We start from the raw sequence: 21,733 nt of genomic DNA, 5'->3' as shown, positions 1-21,733 counted from the left end.
CAGAGGGTTCTAGGGGTGGAGCGAGATAAAGGGTCGGGTCAGGTCTTTCGACGCCGCGAGACCACGAGCCTCTGCAGCAGGACGAACACGAGCAGGATGCCGCCCGTGATGATGGTGGTGGCCTCGGGCGGGATGCTGCCGTCGCGGGTGATCAGCACGTTCATGAGGCCGAGTACCAGGGCGCCGACGACCGAACCGAGCACGAAGCCGGCACCACCCGTGAGCAGCGTGCCTCCGATGATCACCGCGGCGATCGCATCCAGTTCCCAGCCGACGCCGGTGATGTTCTGGGCGATGCCGAGTTTCGACGTGTACACCACAGCGGCGAGGCCGGCGAGGGTTCCGCTGATCACGTAGACCGTGAGCTTGGTGCGCACCACGGGCAGCCCCATGAGGAGCGCCGACGACTCGGAGCCGCCGATCGCGTACACGGTGCGGCCGAGCCGGGTGCGGTGCAGCACGAAGAAGGCCACGGCCACCACCAGCACGGCGATGAGCACGTTCGGAGTGGTGATGAGGTCGTTGGTCTTCGGCCCGTCGATCACCTTCCACTCCGTCGAGAGGCTGCGGATGGCGGAGTCGTCGGCCAGTCTCTCGGGCGTCGTGCTCAGCATCGAGGCGAGACCGCGGGCCAGGAACATCATCGCCAGAGTGGCGATGAACGGTTGCACGTTGAAGTACTGCACCAGGATGCCGGATGCGACGCCGAAGGCCGATCCGATCGCGATCATCAGCACCACCACCACGGCCGGGTTCCAGCCGGCATTGGCGAGCATCACGCCCACGAGGCTGCTGATCGCGATCACCGCACCCACCGACAGGTCGACGCCGCCGGTGAGGATCACGAAGGTGAGGCCGACCGCGAGGATGATGAGGTAGGCGTTGTTGATCAGCAGGTTCGAGATCGTGTTGGCCTGCACGATCCGGCCGTACGCGATCTCGCCGTAGATGATCATGCCCACGAAGATCACCACGGCGGCGAGGGTGGGAAGGGTCTCGAGGTTGGGCTTGAGCCTCGACAGCAGCGAGGGCTTGGCCGCGTTCGACGGGCCCGCGGTGGGGCGTTCGATCAGTGTGCTCATGCCGACACCGTTTCCTTTCGCGTCGGGGTGGATTGAGGCGGCGTCGGAGTGGAGATCGCCTTGCGACGGGCGAACAACGCCCGCACGCGCTGCGACTGGAGCAGGCAGATGATCACGATCACCACCGCCTTGAACGCCGGTGTGGCCGAGGAGGGGATGGAGAGGAACACGATCGTCTTGTCGAGCGTCGCGATCAGCAGGGCGCCGATGACGCTTCCGGTGAGCGAGAACTTGCCTCCGGCGAGGGAGGTGCCGCCGATCACCACGGCGAGGATCGCATCCATCTCGGAGGAGAGGCCGGTCTTCGCCACTTCGACGGTCATGACGCTGGCGGTGCTGAAGATGCCCGCGATGCCCGCGAGCACGGCGCTCACGATGTAGACCGCGATGAGGATGCCGATGGGCCGGATGCCGGCCATGCGTGCGGCCTTCGGGTTGATTCCGATCGACTCGATCATGAGCCCGAGTGCCGTGCGGCGCACCAGCACGGCCACGACCGCCACGATCAGGGCGCCGATGACGAACACCACCGGGAAGCCGAAGACCGTGCCGTTGGCGATCCAGCGGAACGGCTCGTTGGTGGCCGACGTGTTCTGACCGGCGGTGATCACCTTGGCGAGACCGCGCCCCGCGAGCATCGTGACGAGTGTGGTGATGAACGGCTGCAGCCCCACCACCGACACCAGCACACCGTTGATCACACCGAGAAGCGCGCTGACTCCGAGCGCGAGCGCCGCGGCCGTGACGGCCACGCCCACGCTGCCGTCGCCGGAGTTGCTCATGAACTCCATCGAGACGGCGCCGGACACCGCCATCACCGAGCCCACCGAGAGGTCGATGCCGCGGGTGGCGATCACGAGGGTCATACCGATCGCGATCATCATGATCGGTGCACTCGCCCGCAGGATGTCGATGATGTTGCCCGAAAGGTTGCCCGTCGAGGAGTTCACCGAGATGCCGAGGTAACCCGGATCCTTGATGAGGTTGATCACCAGCAGGAGCACCAGGGCCACGACGGCCCAGATGTACGGCTGCCGCACGATCGTGGTCACGACGGAGCCTCGTGACGGTGAGGATGCCTGGCTCATGCAGCACTTCCTTCGTTGGCGATGAGGGAGACGATCGTCTCGGCGGTGACATCGGGACCGTTGATGATCTCCCCGATCTTGCGATGGTCTTTCAGCACGACGATCCGTTCGCTGAGCCTAACGACCTCCTCCAGCTCGGAGGAGATGAAGACCACCGACATCCCGCCCTCGGCGAGCGCGGCGATCGCCTCCTGGATCTCGGCCTTGGCGCCGATGTCGATGCCGCGGGTCGGCTCGTCGAGCACGATGAGTTCGGGCTTCGTGGCGAGCCAGCGGCCGAGCAGCACCTTCTGCTGGTTGCCGCCGGAGAGGTTCTTGATGGGCCGCTCGGGGTCGGCCGGGCGCACGTTCAGCTCCACGAGGTACTTGTCGCAGAGCTCCTTCTGCTCCCGGCGGGACAGCGGCCGGGCCCAGCCGCGCTCCGCCTGCACGGCGAGCACGAGGTTCTCACGCACGGTGAGGTCTCCGATGATCCCCTCGTCGCGCCGGTTCTCCGTGGAGAACGCGATCCTCTTCGACAGGCCGGCGATGGGGCTGTGCACGTCGGTCGCCGTGCCGTCGATGCGCACCTGGCCGGTGTCGGGCTTGTCGGCGCCGTAGATGAGCCGGCCGAGCTCGGTGCGGCCGGAGCCGAGCAGCCCGGCGAGGCCGACCACCTCGCCGGCGTGCACCTCGATGTCGACGGGCTCGATCGATCCCTTCCGGCCGAGGTCGGTGGCGCTGTAGAACGGGGTGGCCGACGCGTCGACCGTGCGGCCGCGATTCGAGCCGAGCGCGGCGAGCGCGCCGAAGTCCTTGCCGATCATCTTCGAGATGAGCTCCGTGCGATTCAGCTCGGAGGTCATGTACTCGCCCACGCCTTCGCCGTTGCGCAGCACCGTCAGACGATCGCTGATGGCATAGACCTGGTCGAGGAAGTGCGAGACGAAGAGGATGGCGACACCCTGGTCGCGCAGACGCCGCATGACCGCGAAGAGTCCTTCGACCTCGTTGGCGTCGAGGCTCGATGTGGGCTCATCGAGGATGAGCACCTTCGACTTGGCCACCATCGCGCGGCTGATCGCCACGAGCTGCTGCAGTGCGAGCGAGATGCTGGAGAGCGGCTGCCGGGGGTCGAGATCGCCGAGGCCGAGACCGACGAGGGCCTCGCTCGCCGCCTGGTGGGTCTTCTTCCAGTTGATGCCGAATGCCCCCCGCACCTCGTGCCCGAGCATCACGTTCTCACCGACGGTGAGGTTGTCGCAGAGGTTGACCTCCTGGTAGACGGTCGAGATCCCGGCGCTCTGCGCATCCGCTGTGCCCGAGAACATCCGTGGGCCACCCGCGACCGTGATGCTTCCCGAGTCGATCTTGTACACGCCGGTGAGCGCCTTGATGAGGGTCGACTTGCCGGCCCCGTTCTCGCCCATCAGGGTGTGCACCTCCCCGGGGAAGAGTCGGAGGTTCACGTGCTGGAGTGCCTTCACTCCCGGGAACTCGATCGAGATGTCCTCCATCTCGACGATCGGCTCGGTGATTGCCATGGTCTGCCTGGTCGTTCTGCCGGATGCCCGGCGTCGTCGATGGGTGATGCGGTGGTGGCGCAGAGGCCTTCTCGGGCCGGCCCGCGGCAGTCGTGATGACTGTGCGAGCCGGCCCTCGAAGGGTGGTTCTTCTAGTACTTGCGGGTGGGGAGCGCCTCGGTGGCCGCCTCGGGCGAGTCGAACGTCACGCTCGGCACCACGATGTCGCTCTCGACGGTCTCGCCGGCGAGGGCCGCCTTCACGACCTCGATCGCGGTGTCGCCGAACAGCGGGTTGTACTCGGCCACGAAGCTCAGGCGACCGGCGGCGAGCGCCTCGAGGGCCGCCTTGGTTCCGTCGATCGTGATGATCTTCACGTCCGTGCCGGGCTTCAGGCCGGCCTCCTCGACGGCGAGTGCGGCGCCGAGGCCCATCTCGTCGTTCTGGGCGAACACGAGCTGCACGTCGTTGTTGTTGGCCTTGAGGATGGTCTCGAACACGCTCTTCGCCTCTTCGGTCGACCAGTTCGCCGACTGGCTCTCGAGCTTCGTGAAGTTGGCGTCGATCGTGTCGTCCCAGCCCTTGTTGCGGTCGTTGACCACCGAGAGACCGGGAGGGCCTTCGAGCACGACGTACTTGGCTCCGTCGGGGAACTGACCGTTGGCCCACTCCGCGGCGGAGGAGCTGATGCCCACGTTGTCGGGGGCGATGTGGCTCGTGTAGAGCGAGGTGTCGTTCGGCTCGATGCCGCGGTCGAGCAGCACCACCGGGATCTCGGCCTCCTGGGCACGCTTCAGAACGCTCTCCCAACCGGTGGCCTCGGTGGCCGACAGGATGATGGCGTCGACGCCCTCGTCGATGAACGACGTGAAGGCGGTGATCTGCGAGTTCTGGTCGCCGTTGGTGGCGGGGGCGTACTTCAGGTCGAAGCCGTTCTCCTTCGAGAACGAGTCCTGGATGTTCTGCTCGTTCGCCGTGCGCCAGCCGCCCTCGGGGCCGACCGCCACGAAGCCGACGGTGGTCAGCTCGCCGTCGCTGCCGGCCGCGTCGGTGGAATCCGACGATCCGCCGGAGCAGGCGGCGAGGCTGAACGCCATGGCCCCTGCGAGAGCCAGTCCCGCGATGCCGCGGATTTTTGCTGTCTTGAACATTGATCTCCTCCTCGAGATCCACCGGAACGATCGTCGGTCCGACGGTAGGGATTGCATTCTGTATAACTGTCGATGCGTTGTTTCCGTTATGTGATCGATCACATTTCGCGAACCCGGTCCGTGGCGGTGTCATGCTCGTCGCCATTGACCGAATGTGCTGCCTGCTTGTGAGCGCTCACAATTGCGTTGCTGGGTAGGCTAGCGTGCCTGGCAAGAAGCTGTCAACCGAACCCGCATCACCCGGGACAACTCCGCGAGAGTGCCGACATGGGGCAGGATGTCGCATCCGTTTGTAGACCGGGACCATCCTCGGTCGATAATGTGAGCCCTAACAAATCGATGGAGAGACCATGACCACAGCGGCGCCGGTCGTTCAACTCACCGGAGTGACCGTCGCTTTCCCGGGGGTCACGGCGCTCGACGCGGTCGACTTCCGGCTCTTCCCCGGCGAGGTGCATTCGCTCATGGGCGAGAACGGCGCCGGCAAGTCCACGCTGATCAAGGCGCTCACCGGGGTCAACCCGATCGATGCCGGCCGCATCGAGGTCGATGGTCACACCGTCTCGTTCGCGAGCACCGCCGAGGCCCAGTCGGCGGGCATCAGCACGGTGTATCAGGAACTCAATCTGCTGCCGAATCTGACGGTCACCGAGAACGTGCTCCTCGGGCGGGAGCCGCGGCACCGGTGGGGCGGGATCAACTGGCGGGCGGCCCGGCAGCACACCGCGGAGCTGCTCACCTCCATGCACCTCGACATCGATCCGACGAGCCTTCTGGCCGACCACTCCCCGGCGATCCAGCAGTTGGTCGCCATCGCGCGGGCCATCGCGGTGCGGCCCAAGGTGCTCGTGCTCGACGAACCGACCTCGAGCCTCGACAACGACGAGGTGTCGGAACTCTTCCGCATCATCTCCCGGCTCAGGGAATCCGGTGTCGCGATCCTCTTCATCTCCCATTTCCTCGAGCAGGTGTACGCGATCTCCGACCGGTTGACGGTACTGCGCGACGGACGCCTGGTGGGCGAGTACCTCCCTCACGAGCTGCTGCGCATCGACCTGGTGCAGAAGATGCTCGGCAAGGACATCACGGTTCTCGACGGCATCCACGAGCGGGTCGAGGCCAGCACGATCGAAGACGATCTGGAGGGCGAGGTGCCGCTCGTCACGGCGATCGGCCTGAGCCGCCGGGGCGCGATCGAGCCGATCGACCTCAAGGTCTACCAGGGGGAGATCGTGGGTATCGCCGGCCTGCTCGGATCGGGTCGCACAGAACTCGCACGGCTCCTGGGAGGGGCCGACCGGCCCGACTCCGGGGAGCTCCTCGTCGACGGCGACTCCCAGCGGTTCAGCGGTCCTCGTGCCGCCCTCCAGCAGCGCATCGCGTACGCCTCCGAGAACCGCCGCACCGAGGGGATCATCGGCGACCTCACGGTGCGCGAGAACATCGTGCTGGCCCTGCAGGCCGACCTCGGCTGGCTGCGCCGCATCCCTCAGTCCCAGCAGAACGAGCTCGCCACCAGCTACATCCAGGCCATGGGGATCACGCCGGCCGACCCCGACGCGCTCATGAGCACGCTCTCCGGAGGCAACCAGCAGAAGGTGCTCCTCGCCCGCTGGCTCGCCATCGCGCCGAGGCTCCTCATCCTCGACGAGCCCACCCGAGGCATCGACATCGGCGCCAAGGCCGAGATCCAGAAGCTGGTCACCGATCTCGCCGCGAACGGGCTCTCGGTCGTGTTCATCTCGGCCGAGCTCGAGGAGGTGGTGAGGATCAGCAACCGGGTCGCGATCCTCCGGGAGAGGCGGAAGGTGGGCGATCTCCTGAACCACGACCTCACCGTCGACCAGTTGCTCGCGGTGATCGCCGACGGCTCGAACGACGACGGGCTCGAGTGATGGCGGCGGACGAGAATCCCCGGCAGGCCACGATCTTCGACGTCGCCCGGCTCGCCGGCGTCTCGCACCAGACGGTCTCGCGCGTGCTCAACGACCTCCCCAACGTGCGGCCCTCGACGAAGGCCCGAGTCGAGGAGGCGATCAAGAAGCTCCGCTATGTGCCGTCACCGGCCGCTCGCGCCCTCGTCACCCGGCGCTCGCGCACGATCGGCCTGATCGCCGCGGGGGCCACCGAGTACGGCCCCTCATCGGCCGTGCTCTACTTCAACTCCGCGGCCCGCGACGCCCGGTGGAGCGTCTTCACCGCGAACATGGTCGACAGCGACCAGGGGTCGATCCGGGGCGCCGTCGAGGCGTTCCTACGGCAGAACGTCGAGGGCATCGCCGTGATCGCGGCGCAGGAGGTGGCGGTCGACGTCGTCGCGGGCATGGAGCTCTCCATCCCCTTGGTGGTGCTCCGAGCAGTGCCCCGCCACGGCCTCGACACCGTGGGGGCCGATCAGTACCACGGCGCCCGCGCGGCCGTGCAGCATCTCATCTCGCTCGGTCACAGCCGAATCGGGCACCTGGCGGGCCCTTCCGACTCCGTCGACGCCCAGGAGCGGGAGCGGGGCTGGCGGGATGAACTCGCCGCGCACGGACTGGTGGCCACCACGCACGGGATCGGCGACTGGAGCCCCGCCGCAGGCTATCGGTTCGGCTCGGAGTGCGAGCTCACCGGCCTCACCGCGATCTTCGCGGCCAACGACCAGATGGCGGTCGGGCTCATGCACGCGCTCCGCGAGCGCGGTCTGGCGGTGCCGCAGGACATGAGCGTGATCGGCTTCGACGACATCCCGGAGGCCGCCCATCTCGCTCCCCCCCTGACCACCCTGCGCCAGGACTTCCAGCGGCTCGGCCAAGACATGCTCACCACGTTGCTCGCCCGCATCGACGGAGGCCCGGCGGGCAGCGTGCTCACCGCCGTGCCGCAGCTGATCGTGCGCTCGTCGACCACGGTTCCCGGTCGGGAAGCGCCCACGGCGAGACGCGTCGGCGACGTCCCCGCGAGTACTCCGAGGCACCTCTAGCCCGCGCGCACCGGAAACGAGCGCGTCAGCGGGAGACCGCGAGAACGGCTCCCGATTCCATCGCGACCCAGACCGTGCCGTCGCGGTCGACGGCGAGCCCGTGCGGCTCGGCGTGACCGGATGGCGCGAGATCGACGATGGGGTCTGCGAACACGCCGTCGAGCCCGATCCGGCCCAGCTGGTCCGAGCCCCACAGGGTGAACCAGCATCCGCCGCCCGCCGGATCCGCCACGATCGCGTGCGGCTTCGCCGAGCGGTCGGGCAGGGCGAACTCGCTCACGGAACCGCGACGGTCGACCCGCCCGATGGCCCCGGCGAGGATCTCGCAGAACCACGCCGCCCCGTCGTCGCCCACCGTGATGCCCACGGGGCCCGCATCCGGAGTCGGAAGCGCCACGATCACCGGGGCGGAGTCGCCCCCGCGCACGTAGCCGACGGCGTTGGCGCGGTTGGCGGTGAACCAGAGGCTGTCGCCGGAGGCGGCGATCATCGACACGAGGCCGTCACGGGTGCCCGAGGCGAACTCGGTCACCTCGCCGAGGATGCCGACACGGCCGAGCGAGTCGTTGCCCATGCCGGTGAACCAGGCCGACCCGTCGTGCACTGCGGCGATCCCGAACGGCTGAGCGCCCGCGCTCGCAGCGGCGAACGAGCGGATGACTCCCGAAGGCCCGACGAGCAGCACCTGGTCGCGGGCGGTGTCGGTGATCCACACCGAGTCGTCACCGGCGGCCGCGACCTGCGAGGGCTGCGCCCCCTCGCCGAGGTAGAGGCGCTCCGCTTCGCGCGTCGACGGTGCGAGCCGCACCACCGCGCCCCCGTGCACGAGCGACACCCACACGGCTCCGTCGGCCGTGCAGGCCACCGAATAGGGCCCGGATGCGGCATCCGCCACCTCGTGCACAGCGATCGAGCTCATGGTCACCGAGCCTAACCGCCCTGGCGCTCGCGGCTCGCGGCTGGACTCAGCCGGACTCCGCCGCCCGGTATCCAAGCGGCACGAAACCCCGGGCCGCCCGAGCCCAGTCCGAATCGATGTGATCGACATCGAGGGCGGCGAGGGTGTTGGTGAGCATCCCGAGAGCCACGAATGTCTTCACGGTGACGTCATCGCTGCCCGACGAGCGGGCCGCCGTGGCCCAGAGCCGACCGAACGCGTCTTGCATCGCCGCGCGGATCACCGGATCCGAGCACGCGGCAAAGCCTTGCATCGGCAGAAGGAGGCGTTGCCGATCGGCCAGGAGCCCGACGTACGCGCGGCCCATCGCGGTCAGCGCGTCCGCGCCGCCGAGGCCCACGGCCGAGGCGGCGATCCCCGCGGTGAGCTCATCGCAGGCCGTCACGACCACGTCGATGAAGAGCGCTCGTTTGTTGCCGAACAGACTGAAGACGTACGCCTCGCTGATGCCGACCTCGGCCGCGATCGTGGCGACCGAGACACCGTGCAACCCGGATGTCGCGAACGCCGTGCCCGCCACCCGGCGAATGCTCTCGCGCCGGGCTTCTGCTGTGGATCGCTCCGCCACGACATCGCCTCCTTGTGTGAGTGGGTACTCACATCTAGAGTTGTGAGTACCCACTCACAATAGCGGCTCCCGCCGTTCACATCGCTCCGGTGTGACACGGCACCGATCGAGAGGAGCACCCCGTGCACACCGTTCTCATCCCTCCGCTCCTGTGCTCGGCGCAGGTCTACGCACCCGTGCTCGACGCCGTGTGGCAGCGCGGGCAGGTGAGCATCGCCGACACGCGACGCGACGACACCGTGGCCGCGATGGCGGAGCGCATCCTGCGGGAGGCCGCGGGCGAGATCGTCGTGGTGGGCACGAGCATGGGCGGCTACGTCGCGCTGGAGGTCATGCGCCAGGCTCCTGAGCGGGTCAAGGGTCTCGCTCTGGTCAGCACTTCCGCGCGGGCGGACACGCCTGACCAGATCACGGCCCGCGAACGGCAACTGGAGCTCGTCGAGCGGGGACAGTTCGCTGCGTTGGTCGACTCGGCCTTCACGGGAATCGTGGCTTCGTACCACGAGGCCGACGACGACCTGCTCGCCACCTGGCGCGCAGTGGCGGGCTCGGTGGGGGCCGATGCCTTCGCCCGGCAACAGCGCGCCGTCATCGACCGCTCCGACCTGACCGCGCTCCTGCCCACGATCACCTGCCCCACGGCGGTGATCCACGGCGTCGACGACCGCTACATCCCCGCCACGATGGCCGAGGAGACCAGCACCGCCCTACCCCACGCGTCATTGACACTCATCCCCGGAGCCGGCCACTTCGTGTGGCACGAGCAACCCCACGCCGCCTCCGAGGCGCTCACGCGACTCCTCGACACCATCGCGTGACCCGGCGACCACCGCGGACCACCGGGCGGAAAGCGCGCTTTCGGCACGGCACCTGGCACTCCCACCCACGAGAGGCCACCCACCTCAGTGCTGGTCGGGCTGGGGGGCGCATCCTGGAAGCGACGAGGCTGACCACACGAAGCGGCTTGCTCGTGCCCCGTGGATCACTTACAGTTGAGGATGCCTCCCGTTACGACGGGTCGGGAAGAAGGCCTTGGAAGCCCAGCCGGACGACTGGATCTAAGGCCTTTCGCCTTTCATGGTCAGCGACGTCGGCGTGCGCGACTCGATGAGGACCGTCGACCGAAGGGCGTCGAAGTGACGTGGCTCACCGGATGCGCTCGCGTTCAGGGCGCCGAGGACGGCATCCGCGATCCAAAGGAGTGGCTCATCGCCACCGCGCGCATGGGCGATCCGGAGGCGCGAATAGAGGCCCTGGGCCTGCAGTGCAACGAGATGCGCACGATCATTTCGATCCTGCGGGGCACTACGGGATTCAAAGGTCAGATCGAGCACATCCATCGCTACAAGGTGATGATAGAGCGCTTCGAGGCACTTGCGGCGATACCGCTCAAGGCGATGGGCTCGCAGATCGAGGTGGGAGATCACCACGTTCATCGGGCCGAGTTCCACTATGCGCTCGACGATCCACCGGCGGCGTGCTTCGCTTTCGTCGCGCCAGTGAAGTTTGATCTGGCCAGAGAGGAGAAGCGGCCGCAACTTCATGCGCAGATCATCGCAAGCAGCGGCGGGAACGAGCGCAACACACACGGAGTATTGCTGATGGCCAGAACCGCGCTGCGCGGCCGATTCGTCAAGGAAGCCTCGAAAGGACGGAGGAGTTGACATGAGTGATAATCACTTTATTCCATAACCGATTCGAGACGCGGCTGGGGGTGCGATGTGTATTCGTATGGACTCAGGCGGGCGCCCGAGAGGATGGAAGCACCAGGACCTGAGCGCTCGAGCCGTCATGGCCGGGGAAGGACGCATCATGGAAGCGATCTGGATCACCATCATCACCGTCGCGGCGATCATCGCGGCCCTCGGGGTCGCGATCGGAGTGCGGCGGCACCGCAGCAACGACTACCGCGATCTCGAGTCACGCGACCAGCCGAACTACTCCCAGGACGCGCAGACCACGGCCGCGGCCCGGTATTCCGACCGCTCCGGGTCGGGCGCAGGGGGCGCCTTCTGATCGATTCACGCGACGCGCTTCTCGTCCGCGCGCTCCACCTCAGCGCGAGATGAGCGTGAGTGTCATCGTCGACGTGTACGTGCCCGCCGGTCGGCCGCGTGGCGCCAACAGACTCACCATGCCACCCAGCACGGTGTCCCCTGCGCCGGATCCCGCCTCGGCCATCCCGAACAGGGTCGGATACACGGCACCTCCCGCACTCTCCCCGGGCCCGGCAGAGATTCCCTCGTGCAGCGCACCGACGACGGCCGGTTGCAGACCCGCGTAGAGGCTCGGGATGGTCGCCGATCGATCGGCGTTCTCGAAGTCGGCAATCGTGGCGACCAGATCCCAGCCAGGCTCCGCGGAGACCCGGCCATCTCTCACCGTGATCTCCGGCAGTGTGCCGATCGTCAGCGATTGCCCGTCGACCAGCGTCGGAGATGCGAACGCGGCGGCCGCACCCACGGGCAGCTCAAGGCTGAGGGGCGTCTCCGGAGCCACGATCGTGGCGGCGCAGAGCGTCGTCACCGACGAATCCGGGCTGTCGGCGACCCCGGGCTCGCAGATTCCGGCGGAGACCCGATCGCTCTCCGACGGCATCGGTGCGGTGCGGGTCAAGAGGGAGTCCGTCGCGGTGTCGCCGGCCGTGAAAGCCGGATTCCGGCAGTCGTCGATCCCGACGGGGCTGCCGCCGGGCACGCGCCCGAGTTGCGACAGGCCGCTGGTGACGAGGTCGACCGGCAGTGGGGCGTAGCCGAGCTGGGGCGCTCTGGCCTGGCCTTGACACAGGGCGTAGCTGCCGAAAGCGGCGAGCGCGGCGCCTCGTTCGGTCGTGAACCCCGCGTCGACGGACGTCGGCACCACCATGAGTCCGACCGACGACAGCGGGTAGGCGCGGGGATCCCTCGAGTCCCACACACCCTCATAGCGGACGGCGCGATAGGTGGGGGAAGCGGGATCCTGATCGATCCGGGCCGCCGACAGCGCGATCCCGACCGCCTCGGGTGTCGCTGCCGTGTAGTAGCCGGCCATGTTGAGCAGCTTGGCCGTGGACAGTTCATTGCCGATCGCGAAGGAGTTCTCGACGTAGGTGATGCTGCCTTCGCCGTACCCCTGGGCCACGTAGCCGGCGACCCCCAGGGAGCCGTACTGCGCCTGCATGTGTGGAAGCACAGGGAAGAGCGCACGATCACTGCAGTCGGCCGCTGCACACAGTCGCGCCCAAGCGGCGGGCTGGCGGGCCGCGAGCCAGCTCGCGAACGCGTACGACGATCCGCTGACGTCACGGCGCACGACGGGCACCACGGGCGTGGCCGGTAGCGCGACATCCGGGTTCTCGGCCGCGATCGCAGGATCGTTCCAGGCGCGGATGGAGCCCGTGAAGATGCCCGCCACCGTCGCCTCCGACAGCCTCAGGCCGACGATGCGGGAGTGTGCCGCATCGCGCAGGTTGTAGGCGAGCACAGTGCCGCCGGCTACGGCGGGCACGTAGGTGAAGGGTCGTCCTGACGAGTCCTGTACGGATCCGGGCGCCGCGTAGGGCAGCTCGGTCAGAGCGAAGTCACTCTGACCCTTCCCGAAGCCGGCACGGCCACCGGATGCTCCGATACCGGCGTAGTTCACGACTTGGCCGGTGGAGTCGACGAGATCGCGGCGCCAGAAATCGACGGCATTCTGCATCCAGGTCGATCCCAGACCAGTGATCGGCACGGTCGTGGCAGCCGAGGCGGATGGCGCCACAGGGGGCACGAGCAGCGCCGCACCCGCCACGAGCGCACATGCCAGCGCCAGCGCCGCGCGCACGGGACGGCGCCGTCGATTCTCCATGGCAGGACGATAGGGGTGGCACGCGACTCCACGGTGAACAGTGAGGGAACGTGGCGCTGCCGGCCGGCTGGAGAGGTGGCCGGGCCGTGGCGCTCAGAGGGCACGGTAGACTGGGATACCTGCCCTCTCCCCGACATGAGGAGTCCGCGTGATCCTGGTCCTGCTGCTGTTCGCGGGACTTTCAGCGCTCACTCCGCTGCTCACCAGGGCTCTCGGCACCCGGGTCTTCTACCTGGTGGCGGCCCTTCCGGCGGCCGTGTTCGTGCTGACTCTCACGCAGACCGGTGCGGTTCTCGGCACCTCTGAGGGCGGGCCGGGCGAGCTCACCGACGTGGTGCCGTGGATCCCCCAGCTCGGCATCGCACTGTCGTTCCGACTCGACACCCTCTCGTGGCTGCTCGCGCTCGTGGTCACCGGCGTCGGTGCCCTCGTGCTGGTCTACTGCGCACGCTACTTCTCCGACCGCGAGCCGCAGCTCGGCCGTTTCGCCGCGCTCCTGCTCGCCTTCGCCGGCACGATGTACGGCCTCGTCACCGCCGACGACATCTACATCATGTTCATGTTCTGGGAGATCACGAGCGTTCTCTCCTACCTCCTCATCGGCCACTACACCGACCGCAAGGAGAGCCGAGGCGCCGCCCTCCAGGCGCTGCTCGTCACCACCTTCGGCGGGCTCGCGATGCTGGTCGGCATCGTTCTGCTGACCACGGATGCGGGCACCACCTCGATCGCGCAGCTCGTCTCCGATCCGCCCCCGGGTTCCGGTCTCGTCACCACCGCGATCATGCTCATCCTGGTCGGCGCCCTGTCGAAGTCGGCCCTCGTGCCGTTCCACTTCTGGCTGCCCGCGGCGATGGCCGCGCCCACGCCGGTGAGCGCCTACCTGCACGCGGCGGCCATGGTGAAGGCGGGCATCTACCTCATCGCTCGCCTGGCCCCCGGTTTCGCCGACACCCCCGGCTGGACCCCGGTGCTCGTGACGATCGGCGTCTGGACCATGCTGCTCGGCGCCTGGCGCTCCCTGCGCCAGAACGATCTGAAGCTGCTGCTCGCCTACGGAACCGTCAGCCAGCTCGGCTTCCTCACCGTCGTGGTCGGCTTCGGCACCCGTGACGCCGCCCTGGCGGGAGCCGCGCTCCTCCTGGGCCACGCCCTCTTCAAGGCAACCCTCTTCCTCGTGGTCGGCATCATCGACCACGACGAGGGCACCCGCGACCTCCGCGAGATCACAGGCCTGGGCCGCCGCCGCCCCCTCCTGGCGACGGTCGCCTTCATCGCCGTGGCCTCCATGGCCGGCATCCCACCCCTCTTGGGCTTCGTCGCAAAGGAAGCCGTCTTGACGGCCTTCCTGGACGCCGGCCAAGAAGGAGAACCCTGGGGTTGGGTCGCGCTGATCGGCGTAGCCGTCGGCTCGATCCTCACGGTCGCGTACAGCGCGAGATTCTTCTGGGGTGCTTTCGCCACGAAGAAGATCCCGGCCACGAACCCGGCTCCGGCTGATGGTGTTGGGGCCTCCGGTGTGGCGGGCGTCCATGGGCAGAGGTCCCAACACCATCAGCCGGAGCCCCACGGCCACAAACCAGACAACCTCATCCTGATCTCCCCCCTCATCCTCACGATCGCCACAATCACCCTCGGACTAGCAGCGGGCATCATCAGCCCCGCCCTCGAGACCTACGCCGACACCTTCCCCCACGACTTCGCCTACGTCGCCGGCGACGAGGGCCACGGCACCTACCACCTCGCCCTCTGGCACGGTCTCGAGCCCGCTCTCGGCATCTCGGCCGTCGTGATCGCCCTGGGTCTCGCCCTGTTCGCCATCCGCAAGCCCTTCGCCCGCCTGCAGAAGAGGGTGCCGCACGTCGTCGACGCCGCCCGCAGCTACTGGTCGATCGTGCGCGCCGTCGACCTCGCCGCCGCGAAGGTGACGCTCTTCGCCCAGAAGGGCGGCCTGCCGCAGTACCTCGGCACGATCCTCCTGGTGTTCGTGCTCACCCTCGGCGGCACGACCGCCCTCAACCGCACCTGGCCCACGGAGTTCGTGCTCTGGGACTTCCCCGCGCAGGTCTTCGTGGCCGCCGCGATGGCGGTGGCCGCCGTCATGGCCGCGCGGGCCACGCACCGCCTCGCCGCCGTGCTGCTCGTGGGCGCCACCGGTTTCGGCATGGTCGTGCTCTTCGCCTTCCACGGCGCCCCCGACCTCGCCCTCACCCAGGCCCTGGTCGAGACCGTCACCATCGTGGTCTTCGTGCTGGTGCTGCGCCGCCTGCCGCAGAAGATCGCACAGCACAACCGGCCCGTGCGCCGAGGCCGCCGCATCATCATCGGTACGCTCGTCGGCGTCACCATGGGTCTCGTCGGTTTCATCGCCCTGGGCGCGCGCCAGGCGGGAACCATGAGCGAAGAACTCGCCCGCCTCGCGGTGGAGGAGGGTCACGGGCTGAACGTGGTGAACGTGATGCTCGTCGACATCCGCGCCTGGGACACCATGAACGAACTCTCGGTTCTCATCGTCGTCGCCACGGGCGTGGCGAGCCTCATCTTCGTCACGGGCCGCAACTTCACCATCCCTCGCCTCCGCGAGTCGCGCGGGCGCCGCCAGGGCCGGGAGCGTGTGCAGCTCGTCGACGACCCCCACACCAGCAACTCGGTCGACGACGGCGGCGAGGGCGACGACCGTCAGCACTCCTGGCTGCTCGGCGGCAAGACGCTCTCGCCCGAGAACCGCTCGATCATCCTCGAGGTGCTCGTGCGCCTCATCTTCCACCCCGCGATCGTGGTGTCGATCTTCCTGCTCTTCGCCGGTCACAACGCGCCCGGCGGTGGCTTCGCGGCCGGTCTCGTGGCCGGGCTCGCGCTGATCGCGCGCTACCTCGCCGGCGGCCGCTACGAACTCGGCGAGACCATCCCCATCGGCCCGGGCGTGCTGCTCGGGGCCGGGATGCTGCTGGCCACCGGCACCGCCGTCGGCTCTCTCTTCCTGGGTGCGGATGTTCTCACCTCGGCCTACTTCTCCACCGAACTGCCGGTGCTCGGCTACGTCTCCTTCGGCACGTCCACCATCTTCGACATCGGTGTCTATCTCGTGGTGATCGGTGTGGTGCTCGACATCCTCCGTGCGCTCGGCGGCGAGGTCGACCGCCAGCAGGCGGAGGACGACGTGGATGCGGCCCCCGACGACCACTCGGTCACCGCCGACGAGGCCGAGACCCGTGGGCGGGTCGCCAGCCGAGAGACGAGCGGCGCGATCAGCCGCAACGCGGGCGGCGCCGCATCCGGACCCGCATCGAGCACCCCGGGAGGTGACGCGTGAGCGCATCCCTCACCCTCGTGGTGCTGATGGCCGTGATGTACGGCACGGGCGTGTACGTGATGCTCGAGAAGAGCCTCACCCGCATCCTGATCGGCTTCCTGCTGGTCGGCAATGCCACGAACCTGCTCATCTTCATCATGTCGGGCCGTTCCGGAACCTCGCCGATCATCGACGACGGCGTCACCGGCGCCGACATCGTCGACCCCGTTCCGCAGGTGCTCATGCTCACCGCGATCGTGATCAACTTCGGTATCACCGCGTTCATCCTGGCTCTCATCTATCGCTCCTGGTGGTTGTCGAACCTCGGCGACGAGGGCGACGACGTCATCGCCGACGAAGACGACGAGGAGGCGAGGGAGGCCGACCAGGCGGAGATCTTCCACACCTCGCTCGAAGACGACGACGAAGCGGTGCGCACGGTGCTCGAAGAGGGCGGCGACGCGGATGACGACGACGGAGTGCCGCACACGAGAGAACCCAGCGAGCAGGAGAGGGATGTGATGCGATGAACGCCCTCGTACCCCTGCTCGTGATCATCCCGCTCGTGGGAGCGGCGATCACGCTGATCCTCGGCCGCTACCCCCGGGTGCAGATCGTGATCAGCGTCACCGCGCTCACCGCCGTCACCGCGGCGGCCGGTGCGCTGCTCGCCGTGGTCGACTCCACCGGCAACCCGATCGTGGTGAAGGTCGGCGGGTGGGAGCCGCCGTTCGGCATCGTTCTCGTGGTCGACCGGCTGTCGGCCATCATGGTGCTGGTCTCGTCGCTGATGCTGCTCGGCGTGCTCATCTTCGCGGTGGGCCAGGGCATCGCCGACCGCGACCGCGACACCCCGGTGTCGATCTTCCATCCGACCTATCTGATCCTCGCGGCCGGGCTGTTCGACGCGTTCATCGCGGGCGACCTGTTCAACATGTACGTCGGGTTCGAGATGCTGTTGGCGGCCAGCTACGTGCTGCTCACCCTCGGGGGAACAGGGTCGCGCATCCGGGCCGGCACCACCTACGTGGTGGTGAGCCTCGTGTCGTCGCTGCTCTTCATCGGCGCGATCGCCCTCATCTACGGCGCCACGGGAACGGTGACGATGGCGCTGCTGTCGGAGCGCATCCGGGCCCTGCCGCTCGAGGTGCAGATGATCCTGTGCGCGGCGCTCCTGATCGGGTTCGCCGTGAAGGCGGCCGTGTTCCCGCTGTCGTTCTGGTTGCCGGATTCGTATCCAACGGCGCCCGCGCCGGTGACGGCGGTGTTCGCGGGGTTGCTCACGAAGGTGGGTGTGTACGCGATCATCCGCACCGACAAGCTGCTGTTCTTCGACGTGCCCTTGACAGTGCCGTTGCTGATCGTGGGCGGGTTGACGATGCTGATCGGCATCCTCGGTGCGCTCGCGCAGGCGGATGTGAAGCGGTTGCTGTCGTTCACGCTGGTGAGCCACATCGGCTACATGATCTTCGGCGTGGCCATCGGCACCGAGCTCGCCACCGGCGCCACGATCTACTACATCGTTCACCACATCACGGTGCAGACCGCGCTGTTCCTGGTGGTGGGGCTGATCGAGCGCACGGGCGGATCGACCTCGATCACGAAGCTCGGCGGGCTGCTCAAGAAGGCTCCGTATGTGGCCGTGCTGTTCTTCATCGGCGCGCTGAATCTCGGTGGAATCCCGCCGTTCTCGGGCTTCCTCGGCAAGGTCGGGCTGTTCGAGGCGGGTGCGGCCTCGCCCTCGCCGCTCGTCTACGTGCTGATCGGCGCGGGTGCGGTCACCTCGCTGCTCACGCTGTACGCGCTCATGCGGGTGTGGAACATGGCGTTCTGGCGGCCGAAGAAAGACGTCGAGGGCTATGAGTCACCCATGATCGAGTCGCTGCAGGAGAGCCCGGATGCGGTGAACGGCACCGCGACGGGCGTCGCCACCGCGAACCGCACATCCGTTCTCATGGTGGGCGCGACCACGGGCCTCGTGGCGCTCACCGTGTGCCTCACGGTGTTCGCGGGACCGCTGTTCGCGCTGGCCGACCGCGCGGCGGGCAATGTGGCGACGCCGGATTCGTACGTGGAGTCGGTGTTCCCGAACGGCACCGGGGAGCCGGGCTCGGGCGATGCCGGCTCGACGGACTCGGGAGGCACGCCATGAGGGCCCGGATCGCGAGCGGGCTCGTGCCCTTCCTCGGGCTCGTGCTGCTCTGGATGCTGCTCTGGGGCGAGTTCAGCCTGATCAACCTGATCATCGGGATGGTGCTGGCGCTTCTCGTGTCGGCCGTGTTCTACCTGCCCGCGGTGCGCCTGAGCGGGCGGCTGAATCCGTGGCGCGCACTGCTCTTCCTGGTGCGGCTGGTGTGGGACATCGTGGTGGCGTCGCTGCAGATCGCGTGGGTGGCGATCGGGCCGCGGCGGCATCCGCTCACCAACGCGATCTTCGCGGTGACGTTGCGCACCCGGTCGGATCTCGTGATGACCTTCACCGCCGAGGCCGTGTCGCTGGTGCCCGGCTCGATCGTGCTCGACCTCGACCGGGAGGAGGGCATCCTGTACCTGCACGCGTTCAATGTGTTGTCGCTCGACGACCTGCCCGGGCTGCGACGCGAGGTTCTCGCGACGGAACGGCGCCTCATCCTGGCTGCGGGGTCGCTCGACGACCTTCAGCGGCTGCGTGACGCAGAGTCGGATGGCGGGACGTCGGGCTCGTCGTCCGCGTCCGCGGCTTCCGCCGCACCCGCCGGTGGCGAAGGGAGCGCTTCATGATCATCGTCATCGCGATTGCGGGGCTGCTGATGGCCGGAGGGGCCGTCGGTGCGATCGTGCGCATCATCCGGGGCCCATCCGCCCTCGACCGCATCATCGCCTCGGATGTGCTGGTCGCCACCGCGATCATCGCGATCGGCGCCGAGATGGCTGTCAACCGGCACACCGACAACCTGCCGGTGATGCTCGGCCTCGCGCTCTTCGGCATCGTGGGCTCGGTGAGCGTGGCGCGCTTCATCTCGTCGAGGGACGACACCTGATGCTCGATCTCGGATTCGGCCCCGACGGCTTCGACGCGCGTGACGTGGTCACCGCGGTGCTCGTGCTGGTCGCGGCACTCATGTGCTTCGCCGCCGGGGTGGGCCTGCTGCGTTTCCCCGATGTGCTCTCGCGACTGCACGCGGCCACGAAGCCGCAGATCCTCGGTCTGATCGCGATCGTGGCGGATGTCGCGGTGACGAACCTCTCGCTCGGCACCATCACGCTCGCTCTGGCCATCGTGTTCTTCCAGAGCCTCACCGCGCCGGCGTCGGCGCACCTCGTGGGCCGCGCCGCCTATCGCACCGACCACTTCGATCGCAGCATCCTCCTCACCGACGAATTCGCCTCTCGATCACCCGAGACTCCGTCGCGGTAGCTGCTCCTATTCGGGCGCACGGCGTCCGAACAGGCCGTTCAGCTGATGGATCGCCGCCTCCAGGCTCTCACCCCGCAACCAACGCACTCTCTGGAGCCATCTTGGGTCGACACCTCCACCTGAATCACCTCCGCCGAGATCGGATTGGGCGAGGCGAATCGAAAGTCTCGAAAGCCAGGAGAGAGCGTCGAGGCCACAATGATCAAAACGACCCGACTATTGCGTTGCACCGCTCGCTCCCTTGTCCAACCTCCGAACAGGACTGACCGCTGAGCTCCTACCGATGGATGCGAGACGCCCTTGACAGGAATGCGACGAACCCGACATCGAAGCGCTCACCGTGCCGTTGTGGCTTGTGCGTCGCGCAGCTTTCTCACAGTCTCCCGTAGCGGCTCACCTCTCAAAGGACCGAGGCCATTGCCCCTTCGGCATGTCGGCACGAATGTGATCGCCGGGCTCCACGATCTGAACTCGATGACGAGTGTCTCCAGAGGGATAGCGGTCACCCTGGGCCGAGGGACTGACTCGATGTCAATCGCCACAACGTCGCCCCAATCGAATGAATGCTCGGCGTTTGTCGAGTCAAATACTTTCAGCGAACTCGGGCTGGCCACGAGTACCACCATCTGGTCGACGGCCCTTGGTAGCTCGACCCGGCTATGCCATTGCGGCCAGGATGGCGCTCGGATCCACGCCGGCACAATCACTTCGTAGTCATCCGGCAGGACAAGCTCGTCGAGCACCTGCCGAAACCTCCTCGTTCTCCGACGAGCAAACACGAAGTACAAGACGAGAGCGGACGCGAGGATGAAGCTGATCCCCAGGTACGTGATGTTACTGAGCGTGGTCTGGTTCGAGGACAAGAGACCGAGCCGCACGATTTGAACGACAAAGCCAGCTCCAATTCCGACGATGGCAATGCGGACCGGCCACCGCCATTTCCGTCCGTCCACTTATCCACCCCCTGCGAGCGAGGACCAGCCCACTATGACTACTGCCTCTGAAGCACACTGGAGCCGATCAGCGATCGGCATCACGACAAGGGCCCTGCTGACGGCTCATTCGCCCACTTGGGCGCGCTCAAGCATATGGCGGAGCTTGAGGACTGCCTTGTTTAGATCTGGGCCTCTCAACCGACGAATGTCATCGCCTCGGATCTTGCCCGGGTACAACGTTATGTGTGCCTCTGTGGTCCGCACGTCGATCTCAATGACTTCAACCGGAATCAAGACGTTCGGACGTGTCGATTGTCTAATTTGCTGGACGCGCTCCAGGGATGAACGCAAGGGCGCGCCCTTCCTCGGAGGAGAACCTGAGACCGTCGGGCAGCGCCCCCAACACCATCCCAACCGGAAGAGAGTCGCTCGAGAGTTTGAAGTCGTCGAGACGGCCGCCTGCGCCTGGTGTCCAATTCTTGCCTCCCGTAATCTTCTGAGAGCGCTGATTGTTGAGAGCTCACTCAAGCCATCTCTCGAACACAAACCGTGGGCGTTCGTCGTCTGACAGAGTCATGATTGCATGCCGCCGGGCCCCCGCTATCGCCTCCTGCATGTTGTCTGTGATGCACGTGAGCAACCACTGTTCTTCGTTACCCGAGGCCTCGGCTCCCAGGGCAGCGACGTACTTGTTCCACCTGGTTTCAGGTAGATAGAAGTCACCGATTGAAGAAGTCTCGGTGTTTTCGAAAGTAATCCTTCGAGAGCCCGCGTCTACACTCACGGTGCCCGGATACGACTTCACATAATCCAGCACCCTGAGGAACAGCGCGTTCCCCTCTCCCACATTCACCGTGAGCCCCAATCTATGTCTGGTCCTTCATTGTTCCACGCGACGTCTGCACTGAAATCGTCGGAGTACGCTGTATATACGACTGGTCCTAGCGAGGACACCGTCTCATCAACGATC

The 21,733-nt window shown here is 67.2% G+C and carries 19 protein-coding genes; 11 read left to right on the top strand and 8 right to left on the bottom strand.

Going from position 1 to position 21,733, the window contains the following annotated elements; all coding sequences use genetic code 11:
• Positions 1-38: 38 nt before the first annotated feature.
• The 4 genes from EPO52_RS10665 to EPO52_RS10650 all read right to left on the bottom strand — a co-directional run bounded on the left by EPO52_RS10665 (position 39) and on the right by EPO52_RS10650 (position 4,823).
• Entirely contained in the window at positions 39-1,082 is a 1,044-nt protein-coding gene (locus EPO52_RS10665) for a sugar ABC transporter permease (protein ID WP_290805844.1), read from the bottom strand.
• Entirely contained in the window at positions 1,079-2,170 is a 1,092-nt protein-coding gene (locus EPO52_RS10660; protein WP_290805841.1) for an ABC transporter permease, read from the bottom strand. The genes EPO52_RS10665 and EPO52_RS10660 overlap by 4 nt, the downstream gene beginning before the upstream one ends.
• On the bottom strand, positions 2,167-3,693 hold the full coding sequence (locus EPO52_RS10655) for a sugar ABC transporter ATP-binding protein (protein WP_290805839.1): 1,527 nt from the start codon (positions 3,691-3,693) through the stop codon (positions 2,167-2,169). The genes EPO52_RS10660 and EPO52_RS10655 overlap by 4 nt, the downstream gene beginning before the upstream one ends.
• Before the next feature lie 131 nt (positions 3,694-3,824).
• Complete coding sequence (locus EPO52_RS10650) at positions 3,825-4,823, bottom strand: ABC transporter substrate-binding protein (RefSeq protein WP_290805836.1); 999 nt, start codon at positions 4,821-4,823, stop codon at positions 3,825-3,827.
• Between the two features lie 350 nt (positions 4,824-5,173).
• On the opposite strand from EPO52_RS10650, the gene EPO52_RS10645 reads away from it, so the two are divergent.
• A complete protein-coding gene (locus EPO52_RS10645) occupies positions 5,174-6,718 on the top strand; it encodes a sugar ABC transporter ATP-binding protein (protein ID WP_290805833.1) in 1,545 nt (514 codons plus the stop codon).
• Positions 6,718-7,788 carry a LacI family DNA-binding transcriptional regulator gene (locus EPO52_RS10640; protein ID WP_290805831.1) on the top strand — a complete coding sequence of 357 codons (1,071 nt, stop codon included), beginning with the start codon at positions 6,718-6,720 and terminating at the stop codon, positions 7,786-7,788. Before EPO52_RS10645 ends, EPO52_RS10640 begins: the two co-directional genes overlap by 1 nt.
• Before the next feature lie 25 nt (positions 7,789-7,813).
• Here EPO52_RS10640 and EPO52_RS10635 read toward each other — a convergent pair whose 3' ends face one another.
• Both EPO52_RS10635 and EPO52_RS10630 read right to left on the bottom strand, forming a co-directional pair.
• The gene (locus EPO52_RS10635) at positions 7,814-8,707 is read right to left on the bottom strand and encodes a virginiamycin B lyase (RefSeq protein ID WP_290805829.1); all 894 of its coding nucleotides are present in this window, start codon (positions 8,705-8,707) and stop codon (positions 7,814-7,816) included.
• 46 nt (positions 8,708-8,753) lie between these two features.
• Positions 8,754-9,314 (bottom strand): TetR/AcrR family transcriptional regulator, encoded by a 561-nt coding sequence (locus tag EPO52_RS10630; RefSeq protein ID WP_290805827.1) that lies wholly within the window; start codon positions 9,312-9,314, stop codon positions 8,754-8,756.
• Positions 9,315-9,436: 122 nt separating this feature from the next.
• On the opposite strand from EPO52_RS10630, the gene EPO52_RS10625 reads away from it, so the two are divergent.
• The 3 genes from EPO52_RS10625 (at position 9,437) to EPO52_RS10615 (ending at position 11,330) form a co-directional block, all read left to right on the top strand.
• Entirely contained in the window at positions 9,437-10,132 is a 696-nt protein-coding gene (locus EPO52_RS10625; RefSeq protein ID WP_290805825.1) for an alpha/beta hydrolase, read from the top strand.
• A 318-nt stretch (positions 10,133-10,450) separates the two neighbouring features.
• Positions 10,451-10,978, top strand: a complete 528-nt coding sequence (locus EPO52_RS10620) for a hypothetical protein (protein WP_290805824.1) — start codon at positions 10,451-10,453, stop codon at positions 10,976-10,978.
• A gap of 148 nt (positions 10,979-11,126) precedes the next feature.
• Positions 11,127-11,330: a hypothetical protein gene (locus EPO52_RS10615; RefSeq protein ID WP_290805821.1), complete on the top strand. Its 204-nt coding sequence runs from the start codon at positions 11,127-11,129 to the stop codon at positions 11,328-11,330.
• A gap of 39 nt (positions 11,331-11,369) precedes the next feature.
• Here EPO52_RS10615 and EPO52_RS10610 read toward each other — a convergent pair whose 3' ends face one another.
• A complete protein-coding gene (locus EPO52_RS10610; protein ID WP_290805818.1) occupies positions 11,370-13,139 on the bottom strand; it encodes a substrate-binding domain-containing protein in 1,770 nt (589 codons plus the stop codon).
• Positions 13,140-13,287: 148 nt separating this feature from the next.
• Between EPO52_RS10610 and EPO52_RS10605 the strand changes: the two genes are divergently transcribed.
• From EPO52_RS10605 to mnhG, 6 genes are read left to right on the top strand one after another with little or no spacing between them, the layout of a single operon-like run.
• On the top strand, positions 13,288-16,452 hold the full coding sequence (locus EPO52_RS10605; RefSeq protein ID WP_290805815.1) for a Na+/H+ antiporter subunit A: 3,165 nt from the start codon (positions 13,288-13,290) through the stop codon (positions 16,450-16,452).
• Entirely contained in the window at positions 16,449-16,961 is a 513-nt protein-coding gene (locus EPO52_RS10600; RefSeq protein ID WP_290805811.1) for an NADH-quinone oxidoreductase subunit K, read from the top strand. The genes EPO52_RS10605 and EPO52_RS10600 overlap by 4 nt, the downstream gene beginning before the upstream one ends.
• Positions 16,958-18,583, top strand: coding sequence for a Na+/H+ antiporter subunit D (locus EPO52_RS10595; RefSeq protein ID WP_290805809.1), 1,626 nt, complete (start codon positions 16,958-16,960; stop codon positions 18,581-18,583). Before EPO52_RS10600 ends, EPO52_RS10595 begins: the two co-directional genes overlap by 4 nt.
• Positions 18,580-19,191, top strand: a complete 612-nt coding sequence (locus EPO52_RS10590; RefSeq protein WP_290805806.1) for a Na+/H+ antiporter subunit E — start codon at positions 18,580-18,582, stop codon at positions 19,189-19,191. The genes EPO52_RS10595 and EPO52_RS10590 overlap by 4 nt, the downstream gene beginning before the upstream one ends.
• Entirely contained in the window at positions 19,188-19,451 is a 264-nt protein-coding gene (locus EPO52_RS10585; RefSeq protein WP_290805804.1) for a monovalent cation/H+ antiporter complex subunit F, read from the top strand. The genes EPO52_RS10590 and EPO52_RS10585 overlap by 4 nt, the downstream gene beginning before the upstream one ends.
• Positions 19,451-19,828, top strand: coding sequence for a monovalent cation/H(+) antiporter subunit G (gene mnhG / locus EPO52_RS10580; protein ID WP_290805801.1), 378 nt, complete (start codon positions 19,451-19,453; stop codon positions 19,826-19,828). Before EPO52_RS10585 ends, mnhG begins: the two co-directional genes overlap by 1 nt.
• A gap of 1,455 nt (positions 19,829-21,283) precedes the next feature.
• Here the strand turns inward: mnhG and EPO52_RS10575 are convergent.
• Positions 21,284-21,628 carry a hypothetical protein gene (locus EPO52_RS10575; protein ID WP_290805798.1) on the bottom strand — a complete coding sequence of 115 codons (345 nt, stop codon included), beginning with the start codon at positions 21,626-21,628 and terminating at the stop codon, positions 21,284-21,286.
• Positions 21,629-21,733 lie beyond the last annotated feature (105 nt).

Origin of the sequence: Herbiconiux sp. (assembly GCF_004297105.1) — a bacterium.
Classification (GTDB): domain Bacteria; phylum Actinomycetota; class Actinomycetes; order Actinomycetales; family Microbacteriaceae; genus Herbiconiux.
The sequence above is the reverse complement of the archived record's forward strand: the minus strand, read 5'-3'. Positions and strand labels throughout refer to the sequence as shown.